Source organism: Mycolicibacter sinensis (genome assembly GCF_001673565.1).
Taxonomy (GTDB): Bacteria; Actinomycetota; Actinomycetes; order Mycobacteriales; family Mycobacteriaceae; genus Mycobacterium; species Mycobacterium sinense_C.
This window is the reverse complement of record NZ_LZMF01000009.1, coordinates 21,829-45,242: the sequence shown is the minus strand read 5'-3', so window position 1 is coordinate 45,242 and position 23,414 is coordinate 21,829. Positions and strand designations below refer to the sequence as shown.

Below are 23,414 nucleotides of genomic sequence, written 5' to 3'. Positions count from 1 at the left end.
AAAGCGGCGGCCGCAGCGACGGTTGCGGCCGCCGCTTCCCCCTGCCCACTTGACAAGATGTCCCCCATATCAGCGGCACAGCGTGGCGGGTACCTGCTTGAATACGCTTGGATACTTCTAGAGGCAAGGCGCCGCGGTGCGCGGCAGGTGCGCGGGTCTCCCGCGAAGGGTGAGGTGACGACAGCGATGACCATCGACAGCGGTTCCTCCGCCCCCGCTCCCCGCCCGGGCCCGCGCCCGGGCCCGCGACCCGGTCCCAAGCCGGGTGCCCGCCCCGGCCCGGTGATCGCCGGCCCGCCGGCCAGCGATCCGCACCGCTTCGGACGGGTCGACGACGACGGCACGGTGTGGCTGATCACCTCCTCCGGCGAGCGGCAGATCGGCTCGTGGCAGGCCGGTGACCCCGAGGCCGCATTCGCGCACTTCGGCCGGCGGTTCGACGACCTGAGCACCGAGGTGACCCTGCTCGAGGAGCGGCTGACCTCCGGAAGCGGCGACGCCCGCAAGATCAAGGCGTCCGCGGCGGCGCTGGCCGAGACGTTGCCGACGGCAAGTGTTCTCGGTGACGTGGACGCGCTGGCGGCACGCATCACCACGGTCAGCGAGCGTGCCGGCGCCGCCGCCGCCGCCAACCGGGCACAGCGCGATGAGCAGCGGGCCGCCGCGACCGCCCGCAAGGAGGCACTGGCCGCCGAGGCCGAGGAGCTGGCCGCGAATTCGACGCAGTGGAAAGCCGCCGGCGACCGGCTGCGCACCATCCTCGAGGAGTGGCGCACGATCACCGGCCTGGACCGCAAGACCGACGACGCGCTGTGGAAGCGCTACGCGGCGGCCCGGGACGGCTTCAACCGGCGGCGCGGGTCGCACTTCGCCGACCTCGACCGCGGGCGTGCCGGGGCGCGCGAGGAGAAGGAACGGTTGTGCAAGCGCGCCGAGGAGCTGGCCGGCTCGACGGACTGGGCGGTCACCAGTGCCGCATTCCGGGAGCTGCTCAACACCTGGAAGGCGGCCGGGCGGGCCAGCAAGGATCTCGACGAGGCGCTGTGGCAGCGGTTCAAGGCCGCCCAGGACAGTTTCTTCAGCGCGCGCAATGCCGCCAACGCCGAACGCGACGCCGAGCTGGTGGCCAATGCCACGGCGAAAGAGGCGCTGCTGGCCGAGGCCGAGCGGATCGACCCGGCCAACCAGAATGCGGCACGCGCCGCGCTGCGGTCGATCGTCACCAAGTGGGACGCGACCGGCAAGGTGCCCCGGGAGCGCTCCGCCGAGCTGGAGCGGCGGTTGCGGGCGGTGGAGAAGAAGGTCCGGGATGCCGGCGCCGCCGCCGAGGCGTCCGTGGTGGATCCCGAGGCCGAGGCCCGCGCTGCCCAATTCCGTACCCGCGCCGAACAATTCGAACGTCAGGCGCAAAAGGCCCAGGCCGCCGGCCGGGACAAGGAGGCCGCGGAGGCCACCGCCAGCGCCGAGCAGTGGCGGCAATGGGCGCAGGCCGCCGAGCAGGCACTCAACCGACGCTGACCCGGCGATGTTTGGCGCTCGGGTGCACCGGGCTAACCCCACAGTGACAACAACCGTCTCACTGGCGACCATCTCACTTGGGGGTAACTATGGCCAGCAATATCACCGCCGCACTCGACGTCAAGCGACCGATCCGCACGGTCTATAACCAATGGACCCAGTTCGAGTCGTTCCCGCTGTTCATGGAGGGCGTTGAGCGGATCCAACAACGCGACGACACCCACCTGCACTGGACGATCAAGGTCGGGCCCGCGACCCGCGAGTTCGACGCGACGATCACCGAACAGCACCCCGAAGAACGGGTGTCCTGGCGATCCGACAGCGGCCCCCGGCACGGCGGCGTGGTCACATTCCACAAGATCGACGAGGACACCACCCGGGTGACCACCCAGATGGACATCGACCCGGACGGCGTCGTGGAGAACGTCGCCGACAAGCTGAACATCCTCGACCACCGTGTCCACGCGGATCTCAAACGGTTCAAGGACTTCATCGAGAACGTGCCCGCCGAAACCGGCTCGTGGCGCGGAGACGTGCCGCGCCGCTGATGGACCCGGCCGCGCAGGTGTTTCGCTGGGGCGCCGCGGCGCGGTCCCGGCGGGTGTTTCATCCCACCGGGGTGTTGGCGACCGGCTTTCTCGAGCGGATCGCACCCGCCGACGAGGGCCTTCCGCTGGCCTCTTCGGAGGTCGTCGCTCGGATCTCCAAGGGCGCGGGCACCCCGGGGCCGCTGCCCGATGCGATCGGACTGGCCCTGCGGGCGCTGGCGGCCCCGCACGACTACTGGGACATCCTGCTGGTGTCAGCGGGTTCGGGGGCCGTGGGCCGGGCGGTCGGGTTGCGGCCCGTCGTGTCGTGGGCGGGGCTGACGATGACCACGCTCATGCCGCTGGGCTACCGCGACAGCACGTGGTGGTTGCGGGCACGGCTGAGCACGCCGGTCCACGGCTTCGGAGTGGCGCTGGGCAGCATCGGCGATCAGATCGAGCGGGACCGGGTCTGCTTCGACCTCGACCAGGCCCGCGGCACCGCGGGATTTCGCCCGCTGGCCCGGCTGGTGCTCACCGGCCTCGATCACGGCGAGGACGTGTCGTTCGATCCGGTTGTCAACACCGCACCGGGGGTGCACCTGCGGCCCCGGTGGCTCGCCGAACTGCGGGCCCAGGCCTATCGCGGCAGCCGCGACGGCAGGGACGCGCCGGCGGCTAGTCGCGCGGCGGCTGGTCCTCAGGAGGCCTGAGCTCGTCGAGCAGGCCCAGGACCTGGCGCTGCGCGGTGTTGCGGCGGCGCTCCTCTTCGGCGGCCAACTGCAGCGCGGTGCGCGACCACACCACCCGGGCCCAATGAAACGTCAGCACGATCAGCGTGACCCAGGCCAGGATGAGCCCGAAACCGGGGCCCGGATGGCCTTGGGCCACGGTCTGCCGGGACCACACGGCCAGCAGGCCGGCCACGCTGCCCACCGCTGAGCCCGCCAGCGCCACCCACGCCACCGTCCAGCGGCGGGTCAGCAGGGCCAGCATCGAGAACCCGGCGCCGAACACCAGCGCGAGCCACATGAACAGGCGCGAAGGCAGCGACACCATTGCCTCGTCGGCGCCATTGGTGGCGAACAGCACGTCCCAGCCCCGCACCGCCCCGGTGTGCGGCAGCAGAAACGATCCCAGCAGCACGAACACGCCGATCGCGACGACCAGGCCCCTACCGCCGGGGTCGATTTCGCTGGCCACCCGGCGCTCCGCGGCTTCGATGTCGGCCCGGTAGGCCTCGAAGTCCCCGTGCTCCCCGGCGTTGTCGGCTCGGCCGTTCACCGCGCGGCTCCCGGCATCTTCGGCATGCCCAGCCCGACCCCGGGCGGGGGCCCGGCGGCGATGTCGCCCGCCCTGGTGCGGCGGTGGCTCAGCAGATCCCCGTCGGCCAGCAGGTGATGCGGTGCCGCGCCGGTCACGGTCGTGGTCACCACGTCACCGGGACGCACCTGCGCGCCGCCCGGGACGAAGTGCACCAGCCGGCCGTCGCGGGCCCGGCCGCTCATCCGCGCCGTCTGCGCGTCCTTGCGCCCCTCCCCGACCGCCACCAGCAGTTCGACGGTGCGGCCGATCTGCGCCTGGTTCTCTTCCAGCGAGATCTGCTCCTGCAGTTCGATCAGCCGGTCGTAGCGTTGCTGGACAACCTCTTTGGGGAGCTGATCCGGCAACTCGGCGGCCGGCGTGCCGGGACGCTTGGAGTACTGGAAGGTGAACGCGGCGGAGAATCGGGCCGCGGCCACCACCTCCAGGGTCTCGGCGAAGTCCTGCTCGGTCTCGCCCGGGAATCCGACGATCAGATCGGTGGTGATCGCTGCATCCGGAATGGCGGCCCTGACCCGGTCGAGGATGCCCAGGTAGCGCTCGGCCCGGTAGGAGCGGCGCATCGCCCGCAGCACCGCATCCGAGCCGGATTGCAGCGGCATGTGCAGCGCGGGACAGACGTTGCGGGTCTGCGCCATCGCCTCGATGACGTCGTCGGTGAACTCGGCCGGGTGTGGGGAGGTGAACCGGACCCGCTCCAAGCCCTCGATGTCGCCGCAGGCCCGCAGCAGCGACGCGAACGCGCCGCGGTCGCGGGGTAACTCCGGGTCGGCGAACGAGACACCGTAGGCGTTGACGTTCTGGCCCAGCAGCGTCACCTCGAGAACGCCCTGGTCGGCCAGTGCGGCGACTTCGGCGAGAATGTCGTCGGGGCTGCGGTCCACTTCGCGGCCCCGCAGCGACGGCACGATGCAAAAGGTGCAGCTGTTGTTGCAGCCCACCGAGATGGAAACCCAGGCCGCGTAAGCCGATTCCCGTGCCGCCGGCAGCGACGACGGGAACTCCCGCAGCGAGTCGATGATCTCGACCTGGGCTTGCCGGTTGTGCCGGGCCCGCTCCAGCAGCACCGGCAGTGAACCCAGGTTGTGGGTGCCGAACACGACGTCCACCCACGGCGCCCGGCTGAGCACGCCGTCCTTGTCTTTTTGGGCCAGGCAGCCCCCGACCGCGATCTGCATGTCCGGGTTGCTGCGCTTGTTCGGCGCCAGGTGGCTCAAGTTGCCGTACAGCTTGTTGTCGGCGTTCTCGCGCACCGCGCAGGTGTTAAACACCACCAGGTCGGCGTCGGAGCCCGCGGCGGCACGGCGGTAACCGGCCTGTTCGAGCATGCCGGCGATGCGTTCGGAGTCGTGAACATTCATCTGACAGCCGTAGGTACGCACCTCATAGGTGCGCAGCTGTTCGGAAATCACCGGCGAACTCACCCGGACTATGGTACGGCCGCCGGCGATGACCGGATCGATCGGATTGATCAAGACCGGGTACGGCGGCGGGCGCCTCCTGGGTAGGGTCGACTGCCATGACCAGCGGCGGGCCGCCCATGATCGCCATCCGGGACGTCAACAAGTACTTCGGCAACCTGCATGTGCTCGCCGACATCAGTCTCGACGTCGCCCGCGGCGAGGTGGTGGCGATCCTCGGCCCGTCGGGCTCGGGCAAGTCGACGCTGTGCCGCACCATCAACCGCCTAGAAACCGTCGACTCGGGCACCATCGCCATCGACGGTCAGCCGTTGCCGGCCGAGGGCGCCGCCCTGGCCCGGCTGCGCGCGCAGGTCGGGATGGTGTTCCAGGCGTTCAATCTGTTTCCGCACAAGACCATCCTCGACAACGTCACACTGGCACCGATGAAGGTGCACAAGACCCCGCGGGCCGAGGCCCAGCGCAGGGCGATGGCACTGCTGGAGCGGGTCGGCGTCGCCGATCAGGCCGGCAAACACCCCGCCCAGTTATCCGGCGGTCAGCAGCAGCGGGTGGCGATCGCCCGCTCGCTGGCGATGAACCCCAAGGTGATGCTGTTCGACGAGCCGACCAGTGCGCTGGACCCGGAGATGATCAGCGAGGTGCTGGCGGTGATGAGCTCACTGGCCGAGGACGGGATGACGATGGTGGTGGTGACCCACGAGATGGGTTTCGCCCGCCGCGCCGCCGATCGGGTGGTGTTCATGGCCGACGGCGCCATCGTCGAGGACGCCGCCCCGGCAGAGTTCTTCTCCGACCCGAAGTCCGCGCGCGCCAAAGACTTTCTCACCAGAATTCTCGACCACTGATGCGCGCACCGCGGCTGTTGCATGTGCTGGCCGCCGCTGTGGCGGTGGCGTCGTTGTCGGTCGCGTGCACCGCCCACGACAGCGGCAAGATCACCATCGGGGTCAAGTTCGACCAGCCCGGGTTGAGCGTCAAGAAGCCGGACGGCACGCTCGGCGGGTTCGACGTGGACGTGGCCCGTTACGTCGCGGGCCGGTTGGGCTACCCGCCGCAGCGCATCGCCTGGCTGGAAGCCCCGTCCGGCCAACGCGAGATGCTGCTGCGCAACGGCCAGGTCGACTATGTGGTCGCCACCTATTCGATCACCGATTCGCGACGGCAAAAAGTCGACTTCGCCGGTCCCTACCTGCTGGCCGGGCAGTCCCTGCTGGTGCGCGCCGACAACACCGACATCACCGGCACCGCGTCGCTGCAACGCCACAAGAAGCTGTGCTCGGTGTCGGGATCCACTCCGGCCCAGCGGATCAAGGACCGCTATCCCGGCGTGCAGTTGCAGCGCTATGACACCTACTCGGCGTGCGTGGAGGCGTTGCGCAACAATGCGATCGACGCGGTGACCACCGACGACGTGATCCTGGCCGGGTACGCCGCCCAGAGCCCCGGGGCGTTCAAGCTGGTCGGTGGGCGGTTCTCGGAAGAGAAGTACGGGATCGGCGTGGGTAAGGGCAACGACGTTCTGCGGCAGCGGATCAATGACGCGCTCGAGCAGATGGAACGCGACGGATCCTGGCGGGCGGCGTTCGTCGACAACTTCGGCGCCGCCGGGTTCGCGGTGCCCGATCCGCCGCCGATCGAGCGATGATGTTCGCCGAGTATCGCGGCCAGATTTTTCAGGCCTTCACCGTCACCGTCGAGTTGGCGGTGCTGTCCGGGGTCTTCGCCCTGATCCTGGGCACCGGGCTGGCCGCGATGCGACTGGCTCCGGTGCCGGCGCTGCGGTGGCTCGGCGCCGGCTACGTCCACCTGGTGCGCAGCACCCCGCTGACGCTGCTGTTGCTGCTGTGTTCGTTCGGCCTCGCCCAGACGTTGGGGGTGACGCTGACCGACCCGCGGTCGCCGACGTCGATCGATGACAGCAACTTTCGGCTCGCGGTGCTCGGACTAGGGGTGTACACGGCGTCGTTCGTGTGCGAGGCGGTGCGTGCCGGCGTCAACACCGTCGGGATCGGACAGGCCGAGGCGGCCCGGTCGCTCGGACTGAGCTTCGGGCAGAATCTTCGAATCATCTTGTTGCCCCAGGCGTTTCGGGCGGTGATCATTCCGCTGGGCTCGGTGCTGATCGCGTTGACGAAGAACACCACCCTGGCTTCGGCGATCGGGGTCGCCGAGGCGGCACTGCTGATGAAGTCGATGACCGAGAACACCGCGGCGCTGATCGCGGTGGGCGCCATCTTCGCGGCCGGATTCGTCGTGCTCACCTTGCCGCTGGGCCTGCTTTTCGGGTACCTGGGCCGGCGCTGGGCGGTGACGCGATGAGCGCGGCCGCGTCGTCAACGGTGCTGTTCGACGCGCCCGGGCCGCGCGCCCGCGTTCGCCACCGCGCCATGTCGGTGGCCACGGTGCTGGCCGCGGCGTTGCTGGCCTGGCTGGTGTTTTCGCGACTGTCCGCCAAGGGCCAGCTGACCGCCGAGAAGTGGGCGCCGTTTTTGACCGCCGATCTGTGGCGGACCTACGTGCTGCCCGGGGTGGTGGGCACGCTGACCGCAGCGGCCTGGTCGATCGGGCTGGCGCTGGTCCTGGGCGTCGGCCTCGGCGTTGGCCGGTTGTCGGGGGTGCGGCCGCTGCGCTGGAGTTGTGCGGTGGTGGTGGAGTTCTTCCGGGCGATTCCGGTGCTGATCATGATGATCTTCGCCTACTTCGTCTATGGCGTGCTGGACGTGTTCCCGCCGCAGCAGCTCGCCCTGGCCGGAGTGGTCACCGGCCTGACGCTCTACAACGGCGCTGTCATCGCCGAGATCGTGCGCGCCGGGGTGCACGCCCTGCCCGCCGGACAATCCGAGGCGGCCGCCGCGCTGGGCCTGAGCTGGGGCCGCTCCATGCGGCTGGTGCTGTTGCCGCAGGCCGTCACCACCATGCTGCCGGTGCTGGTCTCCCAACTGGTGGTGGCGCTCAAAGACACCGCGATCGGCTACCAGATCACGTTCGTGGAAATGGTGCGTCAGGGCACGGTGGTCGGTTCTCAGTACAGCAATTACCTCCCGGCGCTGTTGGTGATCGCGGCGCTGATGATCACCGGAAACCTGGCGTTGTCGGCCGGCGCCATCGCACTGGAGCGCCGGCTGCGCCGCTCGCGGCACAACCCGTTGGAGGCGGCCACGATCGAGCCGGAGGGCACCCCGGGAGCTCAGGTCGTCTAGGCACTGCGCGGGCTTGGCTGGGCGTCTAGAGTCGGACCCACCAGCTAGCGACAGGAGACTCTGATGGCTCTCACCCCCAAGGACGCCTTCAATGCCGCCCGCGACATCGCCACCCACGCTGTCGAGAAGGCCTCCGACATCGTCGAGGACGCCGGCGACATCATCCGCGGGGACGTCTCCGGCGGCGTCAGTGCGATCGTCCAGGATTCCATGGAGATCGCCACTCATGCGGTCGAGCGGACCAAGGAAGTCTTCACCGACAAAAACGAGGTCGACGAGGTCTGAGTTTCAGACCCGCCGGCGCTCCCGCTCGGCAGCCAGCTCGTCACGGACCACGTCGTAGGCCATCGACGGGCTGTAGCCGCGGCGGGCCAGCATCGCCACCAGCCGCCGGGTGACGCGCATGTCGTCCTCACCGAGGGTTTCCCGACGGAGTTTGCCAACCACCAGCTGTTCAGCCCGCACGCGCTCGGCGCCGGCGTCGATATCGGCCAGCGCCCCGGCGATGACGTCTTCGGCGACGCCCTTGGTGCGCAGTTCGGCAGCCAGCACCTTTTTGCCCTTGCCCGCGTGTTCGCGCCGGGAGCGCACCCACTGCTCGGCGAAATCAGCGTCATCGATCAGGTCGGCTTTGGCCAGCCGATCGAGCACCCGGGCGCTGACGTCGTCGGGGTAACCGCGTTTGCTGAGCTGACCGGCGAGCTCGGCGCGGGTGCGAGCCCGCGCGGTGAGCAGGCGAAGGCACAGTGACTTCGCCTGCTCCTCACGCTTGGGTTCGGCCGGCTCAGAAGTCGACGGGAGCGGGCAGGACGTCATCAGCCAAACCATCGGTCAGCACGGCACCGATGCCGAGCTTCTCTTTGATCTTCTTCTCGATCTCGTTGGCCACGTCGACGTTCTCCAGCAGGTAATTACGGGCGTTCTCCTTGCCCTGCCCGAGCTGTTCACCGTCGTAGGTGAACCAGGAACCGGACTTGCGGATGAAGCCCTGATCCACACCCATGTCGATCAGCGAGCCCTCACGGCTGATGCCCCGGCCATACAGGATGTCGAACTCAGCCTGCTTGAACGGCGGGCTGACCTTGTTCTTGACCACCTTGACCCGGGTGCGGTTGCCGACCGCGTCGGTGCCGTCTTTGAGCGTTTCGATCCGCCGGACGTCCAGGCGCACCGAGGCGTAGAACTTCAAAGCCTTTCCGCCCGTGGTCGTTTCGGGAGAGCCGAACATCACACCGATTTTTTCCCGCAGCTGGTTGATGAAGATCGCGGTGGTGCCCGAATTGTTCAGCGCGCCAGTCATCTTCCGCAGCGCCTGGCTCATCAGCCGGGCCTGCAGACCGACGTGGCTGTCCCCCATCTCGCCCTCGATCTCCGCGCGCGGCACCAGGGCGGCCACCGAGTCGATGACCAGGATGTCCAGCGCGCCGGAGCGGATCAGCGTGTCAGCGATCTCCAGCGCCTGCTCACCGGTGTCGGGCTGAGACACCAGCAGTGAATCGGTGTCCACACCGAGCTTCTTGGCGTACTCGGGGTCCAGCGCGTGCTCGGCGTCGATGAACGCCGCGATCCCGCCGGCCGCCTGGGCGTTGGCCACCGCGTGCAGCGCCACCGTGGTCTTACCGGAGGACTCCGGTCCGTAGATCTCGACGACCCGGCCGCGGGGCAGACCACCGATGCCCAGCGCTACGTCCAGGGCGATCGACCCGGTCGGGATGACCGAGATCGGTTGACGCACCTCGTCGCCGAGGCGCATCACCGAGCCTTTGCCGAAGTTCTTGTCGATCTGGGCCATCGCCAGTTCGAGTGCTTTCTCGCGGTCAGGTGCTTGCGCCATGATGTCTCTCCTGTGGTTCGGTGTTCGGTTGACCGGTTCTCGGTCGGTTGGCCGTGACGCTAGCGATAGGGTCCGACAACCCGGCGAACTCTCTCCACAGTAGGCGAACGGGTGTTCGAATCAAGTCAGACACGCGGTGTGTCGGCGTGTCGAATTCCGACGGCTTACGCCACCCGCATCACGTGCGCCGAGGCCCCGATGGCGGTGTCCTCATCGCCCACCATGGTGCGCATGAACTCCACCTGCTCACGGCGCCCGCGCAGCGCCGCGCGGTCCAGCCCACCGGGCAGGATCAGCGCCGCAAGACTGCGAGCCAGGTTCACCGGCATCCGCACCAGCGGATACCACGGCAACACGAACACCGGCAAGCCCAGCTTGTGCATCGCGCGCGGCCCCAAAAAGCTGCTGGTCATCGAGAGGTGCTGGGCCCGTGCGATCCGGCGCCGCAGGCCGGGCAGGGCGCTGAAGTGCCATTGCAGCGGGTCGTCGGCCATCGGGCCGGCCAGCTGCTTGGTGGTCTCGTCGGGCGCGGAGAGCGCACCCAGGGTCTGGTAGAGGATGCGGACGCCGTCGCGGAAGCTGCCCGGCAGCCAGTCGTCGCGGACGCCCATCAGCCAGCCGACGTAGCGGGTCAGGTGGGCGATGTCCTCGAGTTCGCTCGGCGACAACACGATTCCCAGTCCCAGTCCGGCCGCGGGTGGTGCGATCAACGCGCCCACCAGGGTGGCGGCCATGTCGGTCTGGTTGACCGGCAGCCCCCATTCGTCGCTGCGCCAGTCCGGCAGGGCGGCCACGTGCCGGCGCACGTACTCGTGGATCAGCCGGACCCGGATGGTGGCCTGATAGCCGACGCCGAGCGGCTCCAATCCCCCGTCACCGGTGACGTCCATCGCCCACTGCAGGGTCTCGGCGAACCGCTTGTTCGAGCCCTTCTCCAGCACGCCGGTGCGCAGCAGGGTCTTGTTGAACGAGGAGAACTGGTAGCCGCCCAGGAAGGACACGTCGCGGGCGATGTAGGTGCCGTCGGCACCGCCTCGGCGCAGGGCCCGCTGGCCCCGGCGCACCCGCGCCATGTCGACCCAGTCCGGGATCGGCTCGAACTCCCCGAAGAACTCGCGCAGCGGCTGCGGGGCGTCGGGCACCGAAGCCAGCCCGTCGGCGAGGATCCGATCGAAGACCGCCCGCGCCTCCTTGACCCCGGACATCCACTCGACCAGCCGTTGCATCGGCTCGTCCCCGGCGGTCAGGTCCGCACCGATCTGGCGCCACCGTTCCGGCGTGGGCTTGGCGATCGCCAACACCCCGGCCAGCATCCGGATGCTGGCCGGGATCGCACCCGGCGCGTCCGGATGGCGGGTCGGGATAGCCACGACGGGCCCCACTACGGGTGACGTCATCGGCTAAGCCTCCTGCGCACATTTTGGATAACAGCCGTGTTCCAAACTTAAGCCGCAGGTAGGGTGATGTCAATGAAACGCCCGGGCGTGGTGCGCGACTACGGCGGCATCAGCGCGGTCGACCGCCGCGCCGAACGCCGGGGCAAACTGCTGGCCGCGGGCCGCCGGATCTGGGGTGAATCCGGCCTCAGCGAAGTCACCGTCCGCGGCGTCTGTACCGCCGCGGGGCTGATCCCGCGCTACTTCTACGAACAATTCAGTAATCGGGACGCGTTGCTGTTCGCCGTCTCCGACGACGTCCGTGACCAGCTGCTCGAAGCGATGGTCACCGCCGGCGTCGGTGATCCCGGCACGCTCACCGACAAGCTGCGGTCGGCGCTGACGGCCTTCCTCGACCTCATCGCCGCGGACCCCTACATTCACCGCATCGCCACCAGCGACCTGTCCGCCGTCCCCGGACTCAACGAGCACCGCGCGCGCATCCTGGATCTGATCACCGATTCGATCGTCGAGCACGCTCCCGGCGTCCTCGACGGCAAACCTCCACCGCCTGCGGAGTTACGCCGCGGCGCCTTATTCATCGTCGGCGGCGTCAATCAGATCATCGAAGCCTGGCTGGCCGACCCCGTCGAGTCCCCCGCCGAACTGGCTGCCCTCTGCTCGGACCTGTCCGTGGCCCTGGTCCGCAGCATCGTGGCACCGCACGACCACTCTCACCATTGATCGCGGGGGACGTCGAAGTCCGCGCACAGCGCCCACCACACATCGCGGGGCTCCACCCCGTCCTCGATCGCCTGCGCAGCGGTCCGGCCACCCACCGCGGCCAGCACGTGGTCGGTCAGCACCGTGGCGCCGTAGGCCGCACCGAAACGCAGCGTTACCCGCTCGTGGAATTCGGTCAGGCGCACGCGTCCCAACCTACTCAGCGCGCGAAAGTATCTCGTGACACACCTGCACCGGGTCGGCCACCTCGGCGGCGCCCTCGGCGGCCCGTCGTGCGGCGTCGCGGTAACTAGGTGAGGCCAGCACGGCACGCACCGCCTCGGCCAGTGCGGCCGGGCTCAGTGGCCGGATCAGCCGGCCGCTGCCCTGGCGCACGATGCGGTTGGCGATCTCCCATTGGTCGCCCCCGCCCGGCACCACCACCAGCGGCAGTCCGGCCAGCAGCGACTTGGCCACCATGCCGTGCCCGCCGCCGCAGATCACCAGATCGGCGCGGCTGAGCAGCTCGTCCTGGCGCCCCAGACCGGCCACGGCCCACGGCGGCAGGGGCAACTCGGGGCCGTTCAGCCGCGACACCGCGATCCGGGCGTCCGCCGGCAGCGCGTCGCCGGGCACCAGGTGCTGCACCGCCAGCTCGGCCAGCCCGGCGGCACCGGTCGACGCCGTGGACGGCGCCACCACCACCAGCGGGCCCGAGCCCGGCGGCACCGCGAGCAGCTCTTCGGTCGGCTCGAAGTGCAGCGGCCCGACCACGACGGCCTCGGCGGGCCAGTCCGGCCGGGGCACCTCGAGGGCCGGCAGCGTGGCGATCAGGCGCCGCACCGGCCCGGGATCGCGCTCCGGCAGGCCGATGCCCGCCCGGGCCTCGGCGCGCTGGCGCAGACCGGTTCGCACCGATCGTGCGGTCAGCGACCGCATCACCGCGTCGCGCAGCCGGCCCCGCACCCCGCGGCCGGGAGCCAGCCCGCTGCCGATCGGCGGCAGGCCCTTGGACGGCAGGTACAGCGGATGCGGACTGAGCTCGACCCACGGGATGCCGAGCAGTTCGGCGGCCATTCCGCCGCAGGCGGTGATCACGTCGGAGACCACCAGGTCCGGGGCCAGGTCCCGCAGCTGCTCGCGGTTCTGCTGCGCCATGCGGGCCGCCCGCCGGTGCAGCTTCTCCCCGTCGTCGGCGTCGTCGTCGTCGCTAGTGGCATCGAGGCCGAGCAGCTCGGCGGCGTCCACCCCGGCGGCGCGCGCGGTGTCGAGCCACTGCACCCCGGTCAGCAGCGTCGGCGCGTCCCCAGCCGCGACGAAGCGCCGGCACAACGCGATCGCCGGGAACGCGTGGCCGGGGTCGGGCCCGGCGACTACCACGATGCGCATCGGCCTACCGTGCCACAGGCCGGCGGGCCTAGGCTGGGAGGCATGACCGAACCGAGTGTCCAGCAGACCGCGACGGCCGACAATGTCCGCACGGTGGAGACGTTCCTCGATGCCCTCGCCGACGATGATCTCGACACCGCGGCGGCCGCACTCGCCGAGGACGTGGTGTATCAGAATGTCGGGTTGCCGACCATCTACGGCCGCAGCGCCACCATCGGGGTGTTCCGCCGGATGGCGGGCCGGGCGGCCTTCGACGTGAAAATCCACCGCATCGCTGCTGACGGCGCGGCGGTGCTCACCGAGCGCACCGATGCGCTGACCTTCGGTCCGCTGCGTCTGCAATTCTGGGTGTGCGGGGTGTTCGAGGTCCACAACGGGCGTATCACGTTGTGGCGCGACTACTTCGACTTCTTCGATATGTTCAAGGCGACGCTGCGGGCGGTGGCGGCGACCGTCTTTCCCGCGCTACGCCCGACCTTGTAGGCCGTATTGACCACCCGCCGACGACCCAACGCAATCCAATATCTCCGGTACTGCTACGGCCGCCCGCTGCCGCCGGAGATGCGGGACTGGGTTCGCAACGACCTGGCCGGCCCCGGCGCCACCATCCGGATGATCATGCGCGCCGTCGTGCCGACGACGCTGATCCTGATCCCGTTCTGGCTGTTGCCGACAGACTTCATGACGCACGTGAGCATGACGTTTCCGATCTGGTTCATGGCGATCCTGTTCTCGCATGCGCTCAACAAGGTGTGGCGCAAGCACATGCTGCGGATGCACGGCCTCGACCCGGAGCTCGCCGACGCACGCAAGCGCGAGCGCGACGCCCACATCCACCGGTCCTACGCCGAACGCTACGGCGCGCGGCCGGAATCAGTCGATCAGCGAAGCGACGACATCTAGATTCGGGGCAGCTCGGCGAGCTCGTCGAACGCCTGCGCCCAGCCCAGCATGCGGTCGGTCGCGGTGGTCAGCTCCTCGCGGTAACGCTGCTGCGACATCGGCGAATTCATTGGATCGCCGGTCGGCGTGGATGAGCTGTCGTTCGCCGATGCGACCAGTTGCGCTGCGGCGGTCACCATTTCGTTGTACTGGCGAACGCCGGCACTCAACTGTGCGGTGAACGCATTGATCGTCGGCACCAGGTATTCGCGCGATTGCGCGCTGTGTTGCACGGCGCGCTCCATCGACACCACCTGGGCGGCGGTGGCCGCCATCGTCGACGCGGCCCCGTTGACGGCGGCGGTCAGTTCGGTGATCTCACCGGCGGGCAGCAACCGGCCGCGCTCCAGTACGCCCAGCAGCGACACCATGCCGCGCTCGGAGGCGCCCAGCGCATACATCGCCGGTCGCGCCGCCGACCCGGGCGGCGGCAGGCGCCGCGCGGTGACGGTGCGCGCCGCGGGCAGTGGCACCGAGCGCAGCCAGCGGTACCGCAGCAACAGCAGCGTTGCCGGCGCGGCCGCACCCGCGGCGACCAGCCCGGTGATCAGCAGCACCCACCACGGGGTGGCCCAGGACGCCAGGACAGCCGTCACAGCCAACCAGAACCCGCAGGCGGCACCGAAGAGCACTCCCAAACGCAGCGCCCACCGACGCTTGCGCAGCAATCTGGCCCGTGGGTCGGCGATCGCACCCAGCTTGTCGGCCAGGACGTCGGCAGCTTCGCTGGCACGGTCGACAGCGCGCTGAAGTAGGGCGCCCCGGCTCCGGCCTCGCAGCCCTCCGACTCTCACGGCCATCGACTACCGGTCCAGCGGATTCTCGGGAGTGAGGTCGGCGCCCGACTGCGGAGCCGCCGGGGTGGGCGGGGCCGGTGCGGCGGCGGTGCCGCCGGCCGGTAGCGACTCACCGCGCATCGACGCGCGGATCTGCTCCAACCGGGAGTGGCCGGCCATCTGCACGCCGGCCTGTTCCACCTCGAGCATCCGGCCCTGCACCGACCCTCTCGCCAGTTCCGCTTCGCCGAGTGCGTTGGCGTAACGCCGTTCGATCTTGTCGCGCACCTCATCGAGGCTGGGGGTGGTGCCCGGCGCGGCGATCTCGCTCATCGACCGCAGCGACGCGCTCACCTGCTCCTGCATCTTGGCCTGTTCGAGCTGGCTGAGCAGCTTGGTGCGCTCAGCGATCTTCTGCTGCAACACCATCGCGTTCTGCTCGACGGCCTTCTTGGCCTGACCGGCAGCGGTCAGCGCTTGGTCATGCAGCGCCTTGAGGTCTTCCACGCTCTGCTCGGCAGTCACCAACTGAGCCGCGAACGCCTCGGCGGCGTTGTTGTATTCGGTGGCCTTGGCGCTGTCTCCCGACGCGGTGGCCTGGTCGGCCAGCGTCAGCGCCTGGCGCACGTTGACCTGAAGCTTCTCGATGTCGGCCAGCTGCCGGTTCAGTCGCATCTCCAGCTGCCGCTGGTTGCCGATGACCTGGGCGGCCTGCTGGGTGAGTGCCTGGTGTTGCCGCTGCGCCTCTTCGATCGCCTGCTGGATCTGCACCTTCGGATCGGCGTGCTCGTCGATCTTGGCGTTGAACAGCGCCATCACGTACTTCCACGCCTTGACGAACGGGTTGGCCATCAGTCAGCTCCGTCTGGTTGTTTGCGATGCGGTCTGCCGCTAACTTATCGGTTCGGTGGTACCCGGGTGAAGCTTCGACACGTCACGCCGAGGCCATCGCCCGGATCGGCGGGATGACGACCTTGGTACCGGCATCGATACGGCTGACCCCGAGGTTCCGCTCGGCCCGCTCGGCCCGCGCCAACCGGTTGCCGGCATCGAAGAGCACCGCCGACAACGGGATCCGCAACGCCGCGCAGATCGCGTTGAGCAACTCGCTGGACGCCTCCTTGCGGCCGCGCTCGACCTCTGAGAGGTAACCCAGACTGACCCGCGCCGAATCCGACACCTCGCGCAGGGTGCGCCCCTGCTCCGTTCGGGCCTGGCGCAACACCTCGCCGACCGATTCCCGCAGCAAAGCCGTCATCGTGTACTCCTTAATCGGGTCAACCCTGCAAAACCGACAGTCACCAAGGTCAACGCCCGCGACGCCCCTGCGGGTTCCCGGATCGCCGGTTTAGCTGCGGGCGGGCCGGCCGAGATCCGCGAGCGCCGACCTGAGGTAGTCCACGCCGGTCACCACCGTCAGCACCACGGCAGCGGCCATCACCACCCAGGCCGTCACCAGCCAGGGACCGGTCAGCGGCAGAACGAGCAACCCGATCCCGACCGCCTGCACCAGCGTCTTGAGTTTCCCGCCACGACTGGCCGGGATCACGCCCCGATGCAGCACCGCGAACCGCAGCACGGTGATCCCGATCTCGCGGACCAGCACCAGCACCGTCACCCACCACCACAGGTCGCCGAGCATCGACAGGCCGATCAACGCCGCACCGATCAGTGCCTTGTCGGCGATCGGATCGGCCAAGGTGCCGAATTCGGTGACCATCCCGTAGTTGCGGGCCAGGGCGCCATCGAGCCGGTCGGTGACGATGGCCACCACGAAAATCACGAAGGCCGCGACGCGGGTCTTGGCGTCATGGCCGTCTTCGGCGAACAGCGCCAGCAGAAAGACGGGGACCAACAGCATCCGCATGACGGTCAACGCGTTGGCGAGATTGATCACGGGGACGCGCGTCACCGCCGGACCGGTTTGAGGTTGCCCCGACACGGCAGACAGAATATCCGTTACTCAGCCAGAAGTGAGAAACCGATACTGTGCATCTGTGCACCACGCGGGTGATCCACCGGTCCAGCGGCCCCTGATCCGGCGTGCGCGGGCATCCGACGTCCCGGCGATCAAGAAGCTGGTGGACATCTACGCCGGCAAAATCCTGCTGGAGAAGAACCTGGTGACGCTGTACGAGGCGGTCCAGGAGTTCTGGGTGGCCGAGGACTCCGAGCAGGGCGTGGTGGGCTGCGGCGCCCTGCACGTGTTGTGGTCGGACCTCGGTGAGGTGCGCACCATCGCGGTGGATCCGGCCCAGACCGGTCGCGGTATCGGGTACGCGCTCGTCGACCGCCTTCTGCAGGTCGCCCGCGAGCTGCAGTTGCAGCGACTGTTCGTGCTGACCTTCGAGACCGCTTTCTTCGCCCGCCACGGCTTCACCGAGATCGACGGCACCCCGGTCACCGCCGAGGTGTACGAGGAGATGCAACGCTCCTACGACGTCGGTGTGGCCGAATTCCTCGACCTGAGCTACGTCAAGCCGAACACCTTGGGCAACACCCGGATGCTGCTCGTGCTGTAGCGCCCGGCGGTTCAGCGAGGCTCGACGAAAAAGAGGCGAAGCTGGGACCGCCGCAGCAAGCGCTTACGCGGTCGAGGCGAGGAAGCCGGGGGCCGCCCCGATGATGAAGCTGAACTGACCGTCGGACTCCATCCGGCCTTCGCGCACCACGCTGAGATCCACGATGCCCTGCTTGCGTCCCTGCTCGCGCAGCTGGCTCTCGGTGATCATCTCTTTACGCATGTTGTTGTACAGCAGTTCGCCGTCGCGAATCAGCAGGAGCGAACCCGGCCGGAGGATCCGCGCCGCCCAGGTCCACCGATGTGCCGCCCAGTTCAGCAGGAACGACCAGCCGATGATCACGGTAACCAGCAAGATGCCGTCGCTGATCGACCGATACCCGCCGGCCATGCCGTTCTGCGCCGCGTCGGCGATCAATACCACCACGATCAGATCCGTAATGCCGTTGGTGCCGGATTCCCGCTTGAGGACCACCCGCAACAGCGCATAGATGGTTACGTAGATGACCGTTCCGCGGATCACGATCTCGGCAGGCGGCGTATCGAAACTGAACAATTTCGCCCAATCCATCCGGTGATTATCTCCGCCGACTCAGCCTGTTGTCATCTTCTTCCCCGGGCGTGCCCCCAAACTCGTCGCGGGCGTCCGTGTCATTCGGGACTTCCGGCCCTGCCGCGGCCGGCCCCGAAACGAGATAGTGGTACTGACAGTTGCACATACCCGGAGGCTGCCATGACCGAACACCTGAGGCCGCTGGACACGAGTCTGCTGCACGTGGAAGACGCCGACCGGCACACGCATCTGGGCATGGGCGCCCTGGCGGTGCTGGACGGGCCGATCCCCGATCACGAGTCACTGATCTCGACACTGGGTGAGCGGATCTCGGCCTGCCCCCGGTTCGCCCAGCGCTTGCGGCGCCGGGTCTTCGACCTAGGCGCGCCCGAGTGGGTGCACGACGGCAACTTCAGCCTGGCCCGCCATGTCTGCCGCGTCGCGGTCCCGAGACCCGGCAGCGACGATGAGTTGTTCGCCGTCGTGGCCGAATTGATGTCCTGGCGGCTGGACCGGGACCGGCCGCTGTGGGAGATCTGGGCGATCGAGGGCCTGTCCGGCGGCCGCTGGGCGCTGCTGGTCAAAGTTCACCCGTGCATCGCCGACGCGGTGGCCACCGTCCACATCCTGGCCGGACTGTCCGATGAGGGGGTGGCGCACGGCAGCGGGCCGGGCACTGCGAGTCCCGCCAAGAGCGCCGGGCAGCGCACCGGGTGGCACGGCGCGCTGTCGACCGCGACCTCGATCGCCGTCGACGCGATGATGGGGGTCGTGCAGGCCGAGCAAATGCTGCGCGGCGCTGCGGAATTCGCCACCGGCCTGCTGCGGCCGGTCGGCCCGCTCAACGGCCCGCTGACGAGCCGGCGGTGCTACACCGCGGCTCGGGTCCGCGCCGCCGAGGTGGACCAGATCTGCCGCGCCTTCGAAGTCACCGTCGACGACGTGGCACTGGCGGCGATCACCGAGAGCTACCGCAACATCTTGATCCGCCGCGGCCAGTGCCCGCAGCCCGGTTCGCTGCGGACCCTGGTGCCGACTCGGCAGGAGGTGCTGCTGCCTCGGCTGCCGGTCGACGAGGACAACCCGGTGGTCCGGTTACGGATGGTGCACGCCCGGCTGGCCGAGGCCGCCGTTGCCGCCGAGCGCAGCACCGCCGTGCGGGCGGTGGCGCGCGCGCTCCCGGCCCCGGTAACCGCGTGGGCGACCAACCTGTTGTCCCGGTTGCCGCAACGCAGCGTGGTGGCGCTGGCGGCCACGGTTCCCGGCCCGAAGTTGCCGCTGCACATCATGGGGCGCACCGTGTCCGCGGTCTTTCCGATTCCGCCGATCGCGCTGCAGTTGCGCACCGGCGCGGCGATTCTGCGCTACGCCGATGAGCTGTTCTTCGGCATCCTGGCCGACTACGACGCCGTCGCCGGCGCCGACGAACTCGCGCGCGGCATCGAAGCCGCGGTCGCCCGCCTGCTGGCCCGCAGCAAGCGGCCCAGGCGGTCGGGCCGGGACCGGCACGGGTTGGCGCTGGTGGTCAACGTCTAGTCGTCGGCGTCATCGGCGTCGTCGTCCGATTCGCCGCCGCCGCGGATGGCCATCAGGGTCGCGGCCAGCTCGTCGGGTTTGACCAGCACCTGGCGGGCCTTGGAGCCCTCGGATGGGCCGACGATGCTGCGGGTCTCCATCAGGTCCATCAGCCGGCCCGCTTTGGCGAAGCCGACCCGCAGCTTGCGCTGCAGCATCGAGGTCGAGCCGAACTGGCTGGACACCACCAGCTCAACGGCCTGCAGGAAGACTTCCATGTCGTCGCCGATGTCGGGGTCGACGTCGGTACGCTCCCCCGTCGACTTGGCGGTGGTGACGCCCTCGGTGTACTCGGGCTCGGCCTGGTCCTTGGCCGCGGTGACGACGGCGTGGATCTCCTCGTCGGTGATGAACGCGCCCTGCAGCCGGACCGGCTTGTTGGCACCCATCGGCAAAAACAGTCCGTCGCCCATCCCGATCAGCTTCTCCGCGCCGGCCTGGTCGAGGATGACCCGCGAGTCGGTCAGCGAGGAGGTGGCGAACGCCAGCCGGGACGGCACGTTGGTCTTGATCAGGCCGGTGACGACGTCCACCGAGGGACGCTGGGTGGCCAGCACCAGGTGAATGCCGGCGGCCCGGGCCTTCTGGGTGATCCGCACGATGGCGTCCTCGACGTCGCGCGGTGCGGTCATCATCAAGTCGGCGAGCTCGTCGACGATCGCGAGGATGTAGGGGTAGGGCCGGTAGACCCGTTCGCTGCCGAGCGGCGTAGTGATCTCCCCGGAACGCACCTTCTCGTTGAAGACGTCGATGTGGCGCACCCGGGACGCCTGCATGTCCTGGTAGCGCTGCTCCATCTCCTCGACCAGCCAGGCCAGCGCGGCCGCCGCCTTCTTCGGCGACGTGATGATCGGGGTGATCAGGTGCGGAATCCCCTCATACGGCGTGAGCTCCACCATCTTCGGGTCGATCAGGATCATCCTGACCTCTTCGGGGGTGGCCCGCGCCAAGAGCGACACCAGCATCGAGTTGACGAAGCTGGACTTGCCCGAGCCGGTGGAGCCGGCCACCAGCAGGTGCGGCATCTTCGCCAGGTTGGCGCTGATGAAATCGCCCTCGATGTCCTTGCCCAGGCCGATCACCAGCGGGTGGTGGTCGCGGCGGGTGGACGGCGCGGTCAGCACGTCGGCCAGCCGCACCATCTCCCGGTCGGTATTGGGCACCTCGATGCCGACCGCGGACTTACCCGGGATCGGTGCGAGCATCCGCACGCTTTCGGTGGCCACCGCGTAGGCGATGTTGCGCTGCAGGGCGGTGATCTTCTCGACCTTGACCCCGGGCCCCAGCTCCACCTCGTAGCGGGTGACGGTGGGGCCGCGGGTGCAGCCGGTGACCGCGGCGTCGACCTTGAACTGCTCGAGCACCGACGTGATCGCGTCGGTCATCGCCTCGTTGGCGGCGGTGCGGGTCTTCGGCGGATCGCCGGCGATCAGCAGGCTCAGCGGCGGCAGCGTGTAGGGCCCCTCCACCACCCGGTCCAGCACGACGGTGGTGTCGGTCGGTTTGGCCGTCTTGGGCTTGGGCTTACGGCGGGCGGGCTTGGGTACATCGGCGGGCGCTACGTCCGTTTCGGAGAGCGGGTAGTTGTCCAGCGGGGTGCGCGACTGCCAGTCCGGGGCATCGTCGGCGAGCGCCCCATCGTCGTTGTCGGCGACGGCGGCGTCGTCATAGGCGTAGCCGTCGTCGTAATCATCTTCGTAGTAGTCGTCGTCGGAATACCCGCGCGCGGTGAACAGATCACGCAACGCCTCGGGCGCCTCGCGCAGGGTCGTTCCGGTCAGCAACAGCACCCCGAACAGCACGGCGATGCACAGCAGCGGCGCGGCGATGAAGGCGGTCAGCCCGTCGGCCAGCGGCCCGCCGATCGCGAACCCGACGAAACCGGCGCCGTGCAGCCGGCCTTCCGGGGTCGGCGGGGAGCCGGACCACAGATGCCACAGGCCCAGGATCGGCAGGGCCACCATCGCCGACCCGAGGATCAGCCGGGGCCGGTTCTCCGGGTCGGGTTCGGTGCGCATCAACAGCACGGCGCCGACGCCGGCGAGCACCGGAAGCAACACCACCGCCCCGCCGATCACGGCGCGCAGCCCGGTGTCGATCCATGCCCCGACCGGCCGCGCGGCGTCCAGCCAGCAACTGGCGGCGGTCACCACGGCCAGGCCCAACAGTGCCAGCGCGATGCCGTCCCGGCGATGGCCCGGGTCGATGTCGTGGGCGCGGCCGACCGATCGCGCAGTGCCGCCGGCGGCCTTGGCGACCATCAGCCAGCCCGCCCGGGCGGCCCGGCCGCAGGCCAGCCCGGCCCCGGCCAGCCCCGAGCGTTGCCGACGCGGTGCCGGTTTGCGACGCGCCGCCGCAGCGCGGGCCGGCCGGGAGTTGGCCCGCGAACCAGCCTTTGACCTGCTAGTTCGCGTTCCCGATCGAGCTCCGGTCCCACTAGCCGTCTTACTAGCCATAGCCGCAAGCCTAACCGCAATACCCTCATTCGCACCATCTGCCACACTGGTCACTGGCGGGGCCGCGTCGGAGTCACCCGCGTGGCACCGGTCACATCGTGCCTGCGTACGGTGACAGAGCCACACGTAAGCCTGTCTAAGGAGACCTTCATGCCGGTAATCGTCGTCGCCGCCTTCCCCGTCAAGCCGGAGTCGGTGGACCTCGCCCGGGAGATCTGCACCAAAGCAGTCGGGCAGGTGCACGAGGAGCCGGGTTGTCAGCTGTACTCGGTGCACGAAGCCGACGGCTCGTTCGTGTTCATCGAGCAGTGGGCGGACGCCGAGGCACTGCAGGCACACTCGGCGGCGCCGGCGGTCGCCGAGCTGTTCGGCAACCTCAAGGAGCACCTGGCCGGGGCGCCCGATATCAAGATGCTGCAGCCGCTGCCGGCCGGCGACCCGGCCAAGGGCCAGCTCCGGGGCCAGTGATGGGAGCCCTGGACGGCAAAGTCGCCTTCATCACCGGCGCCGCCCGCGGCCAGGGCCGGGCCCACGCACTGCGGTTGGCCGGCGAGGGCGCCGACATCATCGCGGTCGACCTGTGCCAACAGATCTCCAGCGTGCCGTATCCGCTGGCCACCGCCGACGATCTGGCGGAGACGGTCAAGCTGGTCGAAGAGACCGGTGCGCGCATCGTGGCCCGGGAAGCCGACGTCCGCGATCGCGCCGCGCTGGGCACCGCCCTGCAGGCCGGCCTCGACGAACTCGGGCGGCTCGATTTCGTGATCGCCAACGCCGGAATTGCGCCGATGGCGGGCGAGGACGCCTGGCAGGACGTGATCGACGTCAACCTCACCGGTATCTACCACACCGTCGATGTGGCGATGAAGCCGATGATCGCCCAAGGTGACGGCGGGTCGATCGTGCTGGTCAGCTCGGTGGCCGGGCTGGTCGGTCTGGCCGCTCCTGCGGCGGGATCCCTGGGTTACGCCGCCGCCAAGCACGGCATCGTCGGGCTGATGCGGGTATACGCCAATCTACTTGCGCCACATAGCATTCGGGTCAACTCCCTGCATCCCGCCGGTGTGCAGACGCCGATGATCGACAACGAGTTCACCCGGAAATGGCTGGAGGGCATCGACACCCAGGGCGGACCGGACATGGGCAACGCGTTGCCGGTGCAGGTGCTGCAACCGGAGGACGTCGCCAACGCCGCATTCTGGCTGGTATCCGATGCGGCCCGCTACATCACCGGTGTGACGCTGCCGGTGGACGCCGGCTACATCAACAAGAGGTAG

At 69.1% G+C, this 23,414-nt stretch carries 28 protein-coding genes; 15 read left to right on the top strand and 13 right to left on the bottom strand.

The genetic code is table 11. The features are described from left to right. Positions 1–186: 186 nt before the first annotated feature. The 3 genes from A5648_RS02120 (at position 187) to A5648_RS02110 (ending at position 2,758) form a co-directional block, all read left to right on the top strand. Positions 187–1,518 (top strand): DUF349 domain-containing protein, encoded by a 1,332-nt coding sequence (locus A5648_RS02120; RefSeq protein WP_082966285.1) that lies wholly within the window; start codon positions 187–189, stop codon positions 1,516–1,518. A gap of 89 nt (positions 1,519–1,607) precedes the next feature. Further along, positions 1,608–2,066 carry an SRPBCC family protein gene (locus tag A5648_RS02115; protein WP_065022962.1) on the top strand — a complete coding sequence of 153 codons (459 nt, stop codon included), beginning with the start codon at positions 1,608–1,610 and terminating at the stop codon, positions 2,064–2,066. Continuing rightward, positions 2,066–2,758 carry a phosphodiesterase gene (locus tag A5648_RS02110; RefSeq protein WP_065022961.1) on the top strand — a complete coding sequence of 231 codons (693 nt, stop codon included), beginning with the start codon at positions 2,066–2,068 and terminating at the stop codon, positions 2,756–2,758. Before A5648_RS02115 ends, A5648_RS02110 begins: the two co-directional genes overlap by 1 nt. Here A5648_RS02110 and A5648_RS02105 read toward each other — a convergent pair. Both A5648_RS02105 and miaB read right to left on the bottom strand, forming a co-directional pair. Continuing rightward, the gene (locus A5648_RS02105; RefSeq protein ID WP_065022960.1) at positions 2,724–3,329 is read right to left on the bottom strand and encodes an Rv2732c family membrane protein; all 606 of its coding nucleotides are present in this window, start codon (positions 3,327–3,329) and stop codon (positions 2,724–2,726) included. The two genes, A5648_RS02110 and A5648_RS02105, sit on opposite strands and share 35 nt — an antisense overlap. Further along, positions 3,326–4,819 (bottom strand): tRNA (N6-isopentenyl adenosine(37)-C2)-methylthiotransferase MiaB, encoded by a 1,494-nt coding sequence (miaB, locus tag A5648_RS02100; RefSeq protein WP_065022969.1) that lies wholly within the window; start codon positions 4,817–4,819, stop codon positions 3,326–3,328. The genes A5648_RS02105 and miaB overlap by 4 nt, the downstream gene beginning before the upstream one ends. A 68-nt stretch (positions 4,820–4,887) precedes the next feature. On the opposite strand from miaB, the gene A5648_RS02095 reads away from it, so the two are divergent. The 5 genes from A5648_RS02095 to A5648_RS02075 all read left to right on the top strand — a co-directional run bounded on the left by A5648_RS02095 (position 4,888) and on the right by A5648_RS02075 (position 8,277). Then, on the top strand, positions 4,888–5,637 hold the full coding sequence (locus tag A5648_RS02095; RefSeq protein ID WP_065022959.1) for an amino acid ABC transporter ATP-binding protein: 750 nt from the start codon (positions 4,888–4,890) through the stop codon (positions 5,635–5,637). Continuing rightward, on the top strand, positions 5,637–6,437 hold the full coding sequence (locus A5648_RS02090) for a glutamate ABC transporter substrate-binding protein (protein WP_065022958.1): 801 nt from the start codon (positions 5,637–5,639) through the stop codon (positions 6,435–6,437). Before A5648_RS02095 ends, A5648_RS02090 begins: the two co-directional genes overlap by 1 nt. Continuing rightward, positions 6,434–7,111: an amino acid ABC transporter permease gene (locus A5648_RS02085; protein WP_065022957.1), complete on the top strand. Its 678-nt coding sequence runs from the start codon at positions 6,434–6,436 to the stop codon at positions 7,109–7,111. Before A5648_RS02090 ends, A5648_RS02085 begins: the two co-directional genes overlap by 4 nt. Further along, on the top strand, positions 7,108–7,992 hold the full coding sequence (locus A5648_RS02080) for an amino acid ABC transporter permease (RefSeq protein ID WP_065022956.1): 885 nt from the start codon (positions 7,108–7,110) through the stop codon (positions 7,990–7,992). Before A5648_RS02085 ends, A5648_RS02080 begins: the two co-directional genes overlap by 4 nt. 63 nt (positions 7,993–8,055) lie before the next feature. Beyond that, on the top strand, positions 8,056–8,277 hold the full coding sequence (locus A5648_RS02075) for a hypothetical protein (RefSeq protein ID WP_065022955.1): 222 nt from the start codon (positions 8,056–8,058) through the stop codon (positions 8,275–8,277). Between the two features lie 3 nt (positions 8,278–8,280). Here the strand turns inward: A5648_RS02075 and recX are convergent, their stop codons facing one another. The 3 genes from recX to A5648_RS02060 form a co-directional block, all read right to left on the bottom strand. Next, entirely contained in the window at positions 8,281–8,811 is a 531-nt protein-coding gene (gene recX / locus A5648_RS02070; protein WP_109470654.1) for a recombination regulator RecX, read from the bottom strand. Further along, positions 8,777–9,829: a recombinase RecA gene (gene recA / locus A5648_RS02065; RefSeq protein WP_207511577.1), complete on the bottom strand. Its 1,053-nt coding sequence runs from the start codon at positions 9,827–9,829 to the stop codon at positions 8,777–8,779. The genes recX and recA overlap by 35 nt, the downstream gene beginning before the upstream one ends. A 161-nt stretch (positions 9,830–9,990) precedes the next feature. Then, the gene (locus A5648_RS02060) at positions 9,991–11,223 is read right to left on the bottom strand and encodes an oxygenase MpaB family protein (RefSeq protein WP_065022952.1); all 1,233 of its coding nucleotides are present in this window, start codon (positions 11,221–11,223) and stop codon (positions 9,991–9,993) included. A gap of 72 nt (positions 11,224–11,295) precedes the next feature. Between A5648_RS02060 and A5648_RS02055 the strand changes: the two genes are divergently transcribed. Further along, positions 11,296–11,946, top strand: a complete 651-nt coding sequence (locus A5648_RS02055) for a TetR/AcrR family transcriptional regulator (protein ID WP_065022951.1) — start codon at positions 11,296–11,298, stop codon at positions 11,944–11,946. On the opposite strand, the gene A5648_RS02050 is transcribed toward A5648_RS02055, so the two are convergent. Both A5648_RS02050 and A5648_RS02045 read right to left on the bottom strand, forming a co-directional pair. Then, complete coding sequence (locus A5648_RS02050; RefSeq protein WP_064855124.1) at positions 11,937–12,131, bottom strand: DUF3046 domain-containing protein; 195 nt, start codon at positions 12,129–12,131, stop codon at positions 11,937–11,939. The two genes, A5648_RS02055 and A5648_RS02050, sit on opposite strands and share 10 nt — an antisense overlap. Before the next feature lie 10 nt (positions 12,132–12,141). Next, positions 12,142–13,314, bottom strand: a complete 1,173-nt coding sequence (locus A5648_RS02045; protein ID WP_065022950.1) for a glycosyltransferase — start codon at positions 13,312–13,314, stop codon at positions 12,142–12,144. Positions 13,315–13,356: 42 nt separating this feature from the next. Between A5648_RS02045 and A5648_RS02040 the strand changes: the two genes are divergently transcribed. Together A5648_RS02040 and A5648_RS02035 are read left to right on the top strand one after the other, a co-directional pair. Continuing rightward, positions 13,357–13,797, top strand: a complete 441-nt coding sequence (locus tag A5648_RS02040; RefSeq protein WP_065022949.1) for a limonene-1,2-epoxide hydrolase family protein — start codon at positions 13,357–13,359, stop codon at positions 13,795–13,797. A 6-nt stretch (positions 13,798–13,803) separates the two neighbouring features. Next, positions 13,804–14,217, top strand: a complete 414-nt coding sequence (locus A5648_RS02035; RefSeq protein ID WP_065022948.1) for a DUF5313 domain-containing protein — start codon at positions 13,804–13,806, stop codon at positions 14,215–14,217. Here A5648_RS02035 and pspM read toward each other — a convergent pair. The 4 genes from pspM to pgsA all read right to left on the bottom strand — a co-directional run bounded on the left by pspM (position 14,214) and on the right by pgsA (position 16,974). After that, positions 14,214–15,056 (bottom strand): phage shock envelope stress response protein PspM, encoded by an 843-nt coding sequence (pspM, locus tag A5648_RS02030; RefSeq protein ID WP_065022947.1) that lies wholly within the window; start codon positions 15,054–15,056, stop codon positions 14,214–14,216. The two genes, A5648_RS02035 and pspM, sit on opposite strands and share 4 nt — an antisense overlap. Before the next feature lie 3 nt (positions 15,057–15,059). Beyond that, positions 15,060–15,884 carry a phage shock protein PspA gene (gene pspA, locus A5648_RS02025; RefSeq protein WP_064855129.1) on the bottom strand — a complete coding sequence of 275 codons (825 nt, stop codon included), beginning with the start codon at positions 15,882–15,884 and terminating at the stop codon, positions 15,060–15,062. 82 nt (positions 15,885–15,966) lie between these two features. Continuing rightward, positions 15,967–16,290 (bottom strand): transcriptional regulator ClgR, encoded by a 324-nt coding sequence (gene clgR / locus A5648_RS02020; RefSeq protein ID WP_065022946.1) that lies wholly within the window; start codon positions 16,288–16,290, stop codon positions 15,967–15,969. A gap of 90 nt (positions 16,291–16,380) precedes the next feature. After that, complete coding sequence (pgsA, locus tag A5648_RS02015) at positions 16,381–16,974, bottom strand: CDP-diacylglycerol--glycerol-3-phosphate 3-phosphatidyltransferase (RefSeq protein ID WP_065022945.1); 594 nt, start codon at positions 16,972–16,974, stop codon at positions 16,381–16,383. A 55-nt stretch (positions 16,975–17,029) separates the two neighbouring features. Between pgsA and A5648_RS02010 the strand changes: the two genes are divergently transcribed. Beyond that, on the top strand, positions 17,030–17,554 hold the full coding sequence (locus tag A5648_RS02010; protein WP_065022944.1) for an amino-acid N-acetyltransferase: 525 nt from the start codon (positions 17,030–17,032) through the stop codon (positions 17,552–17,554). A gap of 63 nt (positions 17,555–17,617) precedes the next feature. On the opposite strand, the gene A5648_RS02005 is transcribed toward A5648_RS02010, so the two are convergent. After that, positions 17,618–18,124 carry a DUF421 domain-containing protein gene (locus tag A5648_RS02005; protein ID WP_065022943.1) on the bottom strand — a complete coding sequence of 169 codons (507 nt, stop codon included), beginning with the start codon at positions 18,122–18,124 and terminating at the stop codon, positions 17,618–17,620. Positions 18,125–18,286: 162 nt separating this feature from the next. Here A5648_RS02005 and A5648_RS02000 point away from each other — a divergent pair, with 162 nt between their 5' ends. Continuing rightward, positions 18,287–19,642 (top strand): wax ester/triacylglycerol synthase family O-acyltransferase, encoded by a 1,356-nt coding sequence (locus tag A5648_RS02000; protein WP_065022942.1) that lies wholly within the window; start codon positions 18,287–18,289, stop codon positions 19,640–19,642. On the opposite strand, the gene A5648_RS01995 is transcribed toward A5648_RS02000, so the two are convergent. Continuing rightward, complete coding sequence (locus A5648_RS01995) at positions 19,639–22,137, bottom strand: FtsK/SpoIIIE family DNA translocase (protein ID WP_207511575.1); 2,499 nt, start codon at positions 22,135–22,137, stop codon at positions 19,639–19,641. The two genes, A5648_RS02000 and A5648_RS01995, sit on opposite strands and share 4 nt — an antisense overlap. A gap of 150 nt (positions 22,138–22,287) precedes the next feature. Between A5648_RS01995 and A5648_RS01990 the strand changes: the two genes are divergently transcribed. Beyond that, positions 22,288–22,605, top strand: coding sequence for a putative quinol monooxygenase (locus A5648_RS01990; RefSeq protein ID WP_065022941.1), 318 nt, complete (start codon positions 22,288–22,290; stop codon positions 22,603–22,605). After that, positions 22,605–23,414: a mycofactocin-coupled SDR family oxidoreductase gene (locus tag A5648_RS01985; RefSeq protein WP_065022940.1), complete on the top strand. Its 810-nt coding sequence runs from the start codon at positions 22,605–22,607 to the stop codon at positions 23,412–23,414. Before A5648_RS01990 ends, A5648_RS01985 begins: the two co-directional genes overlap by 1 nt.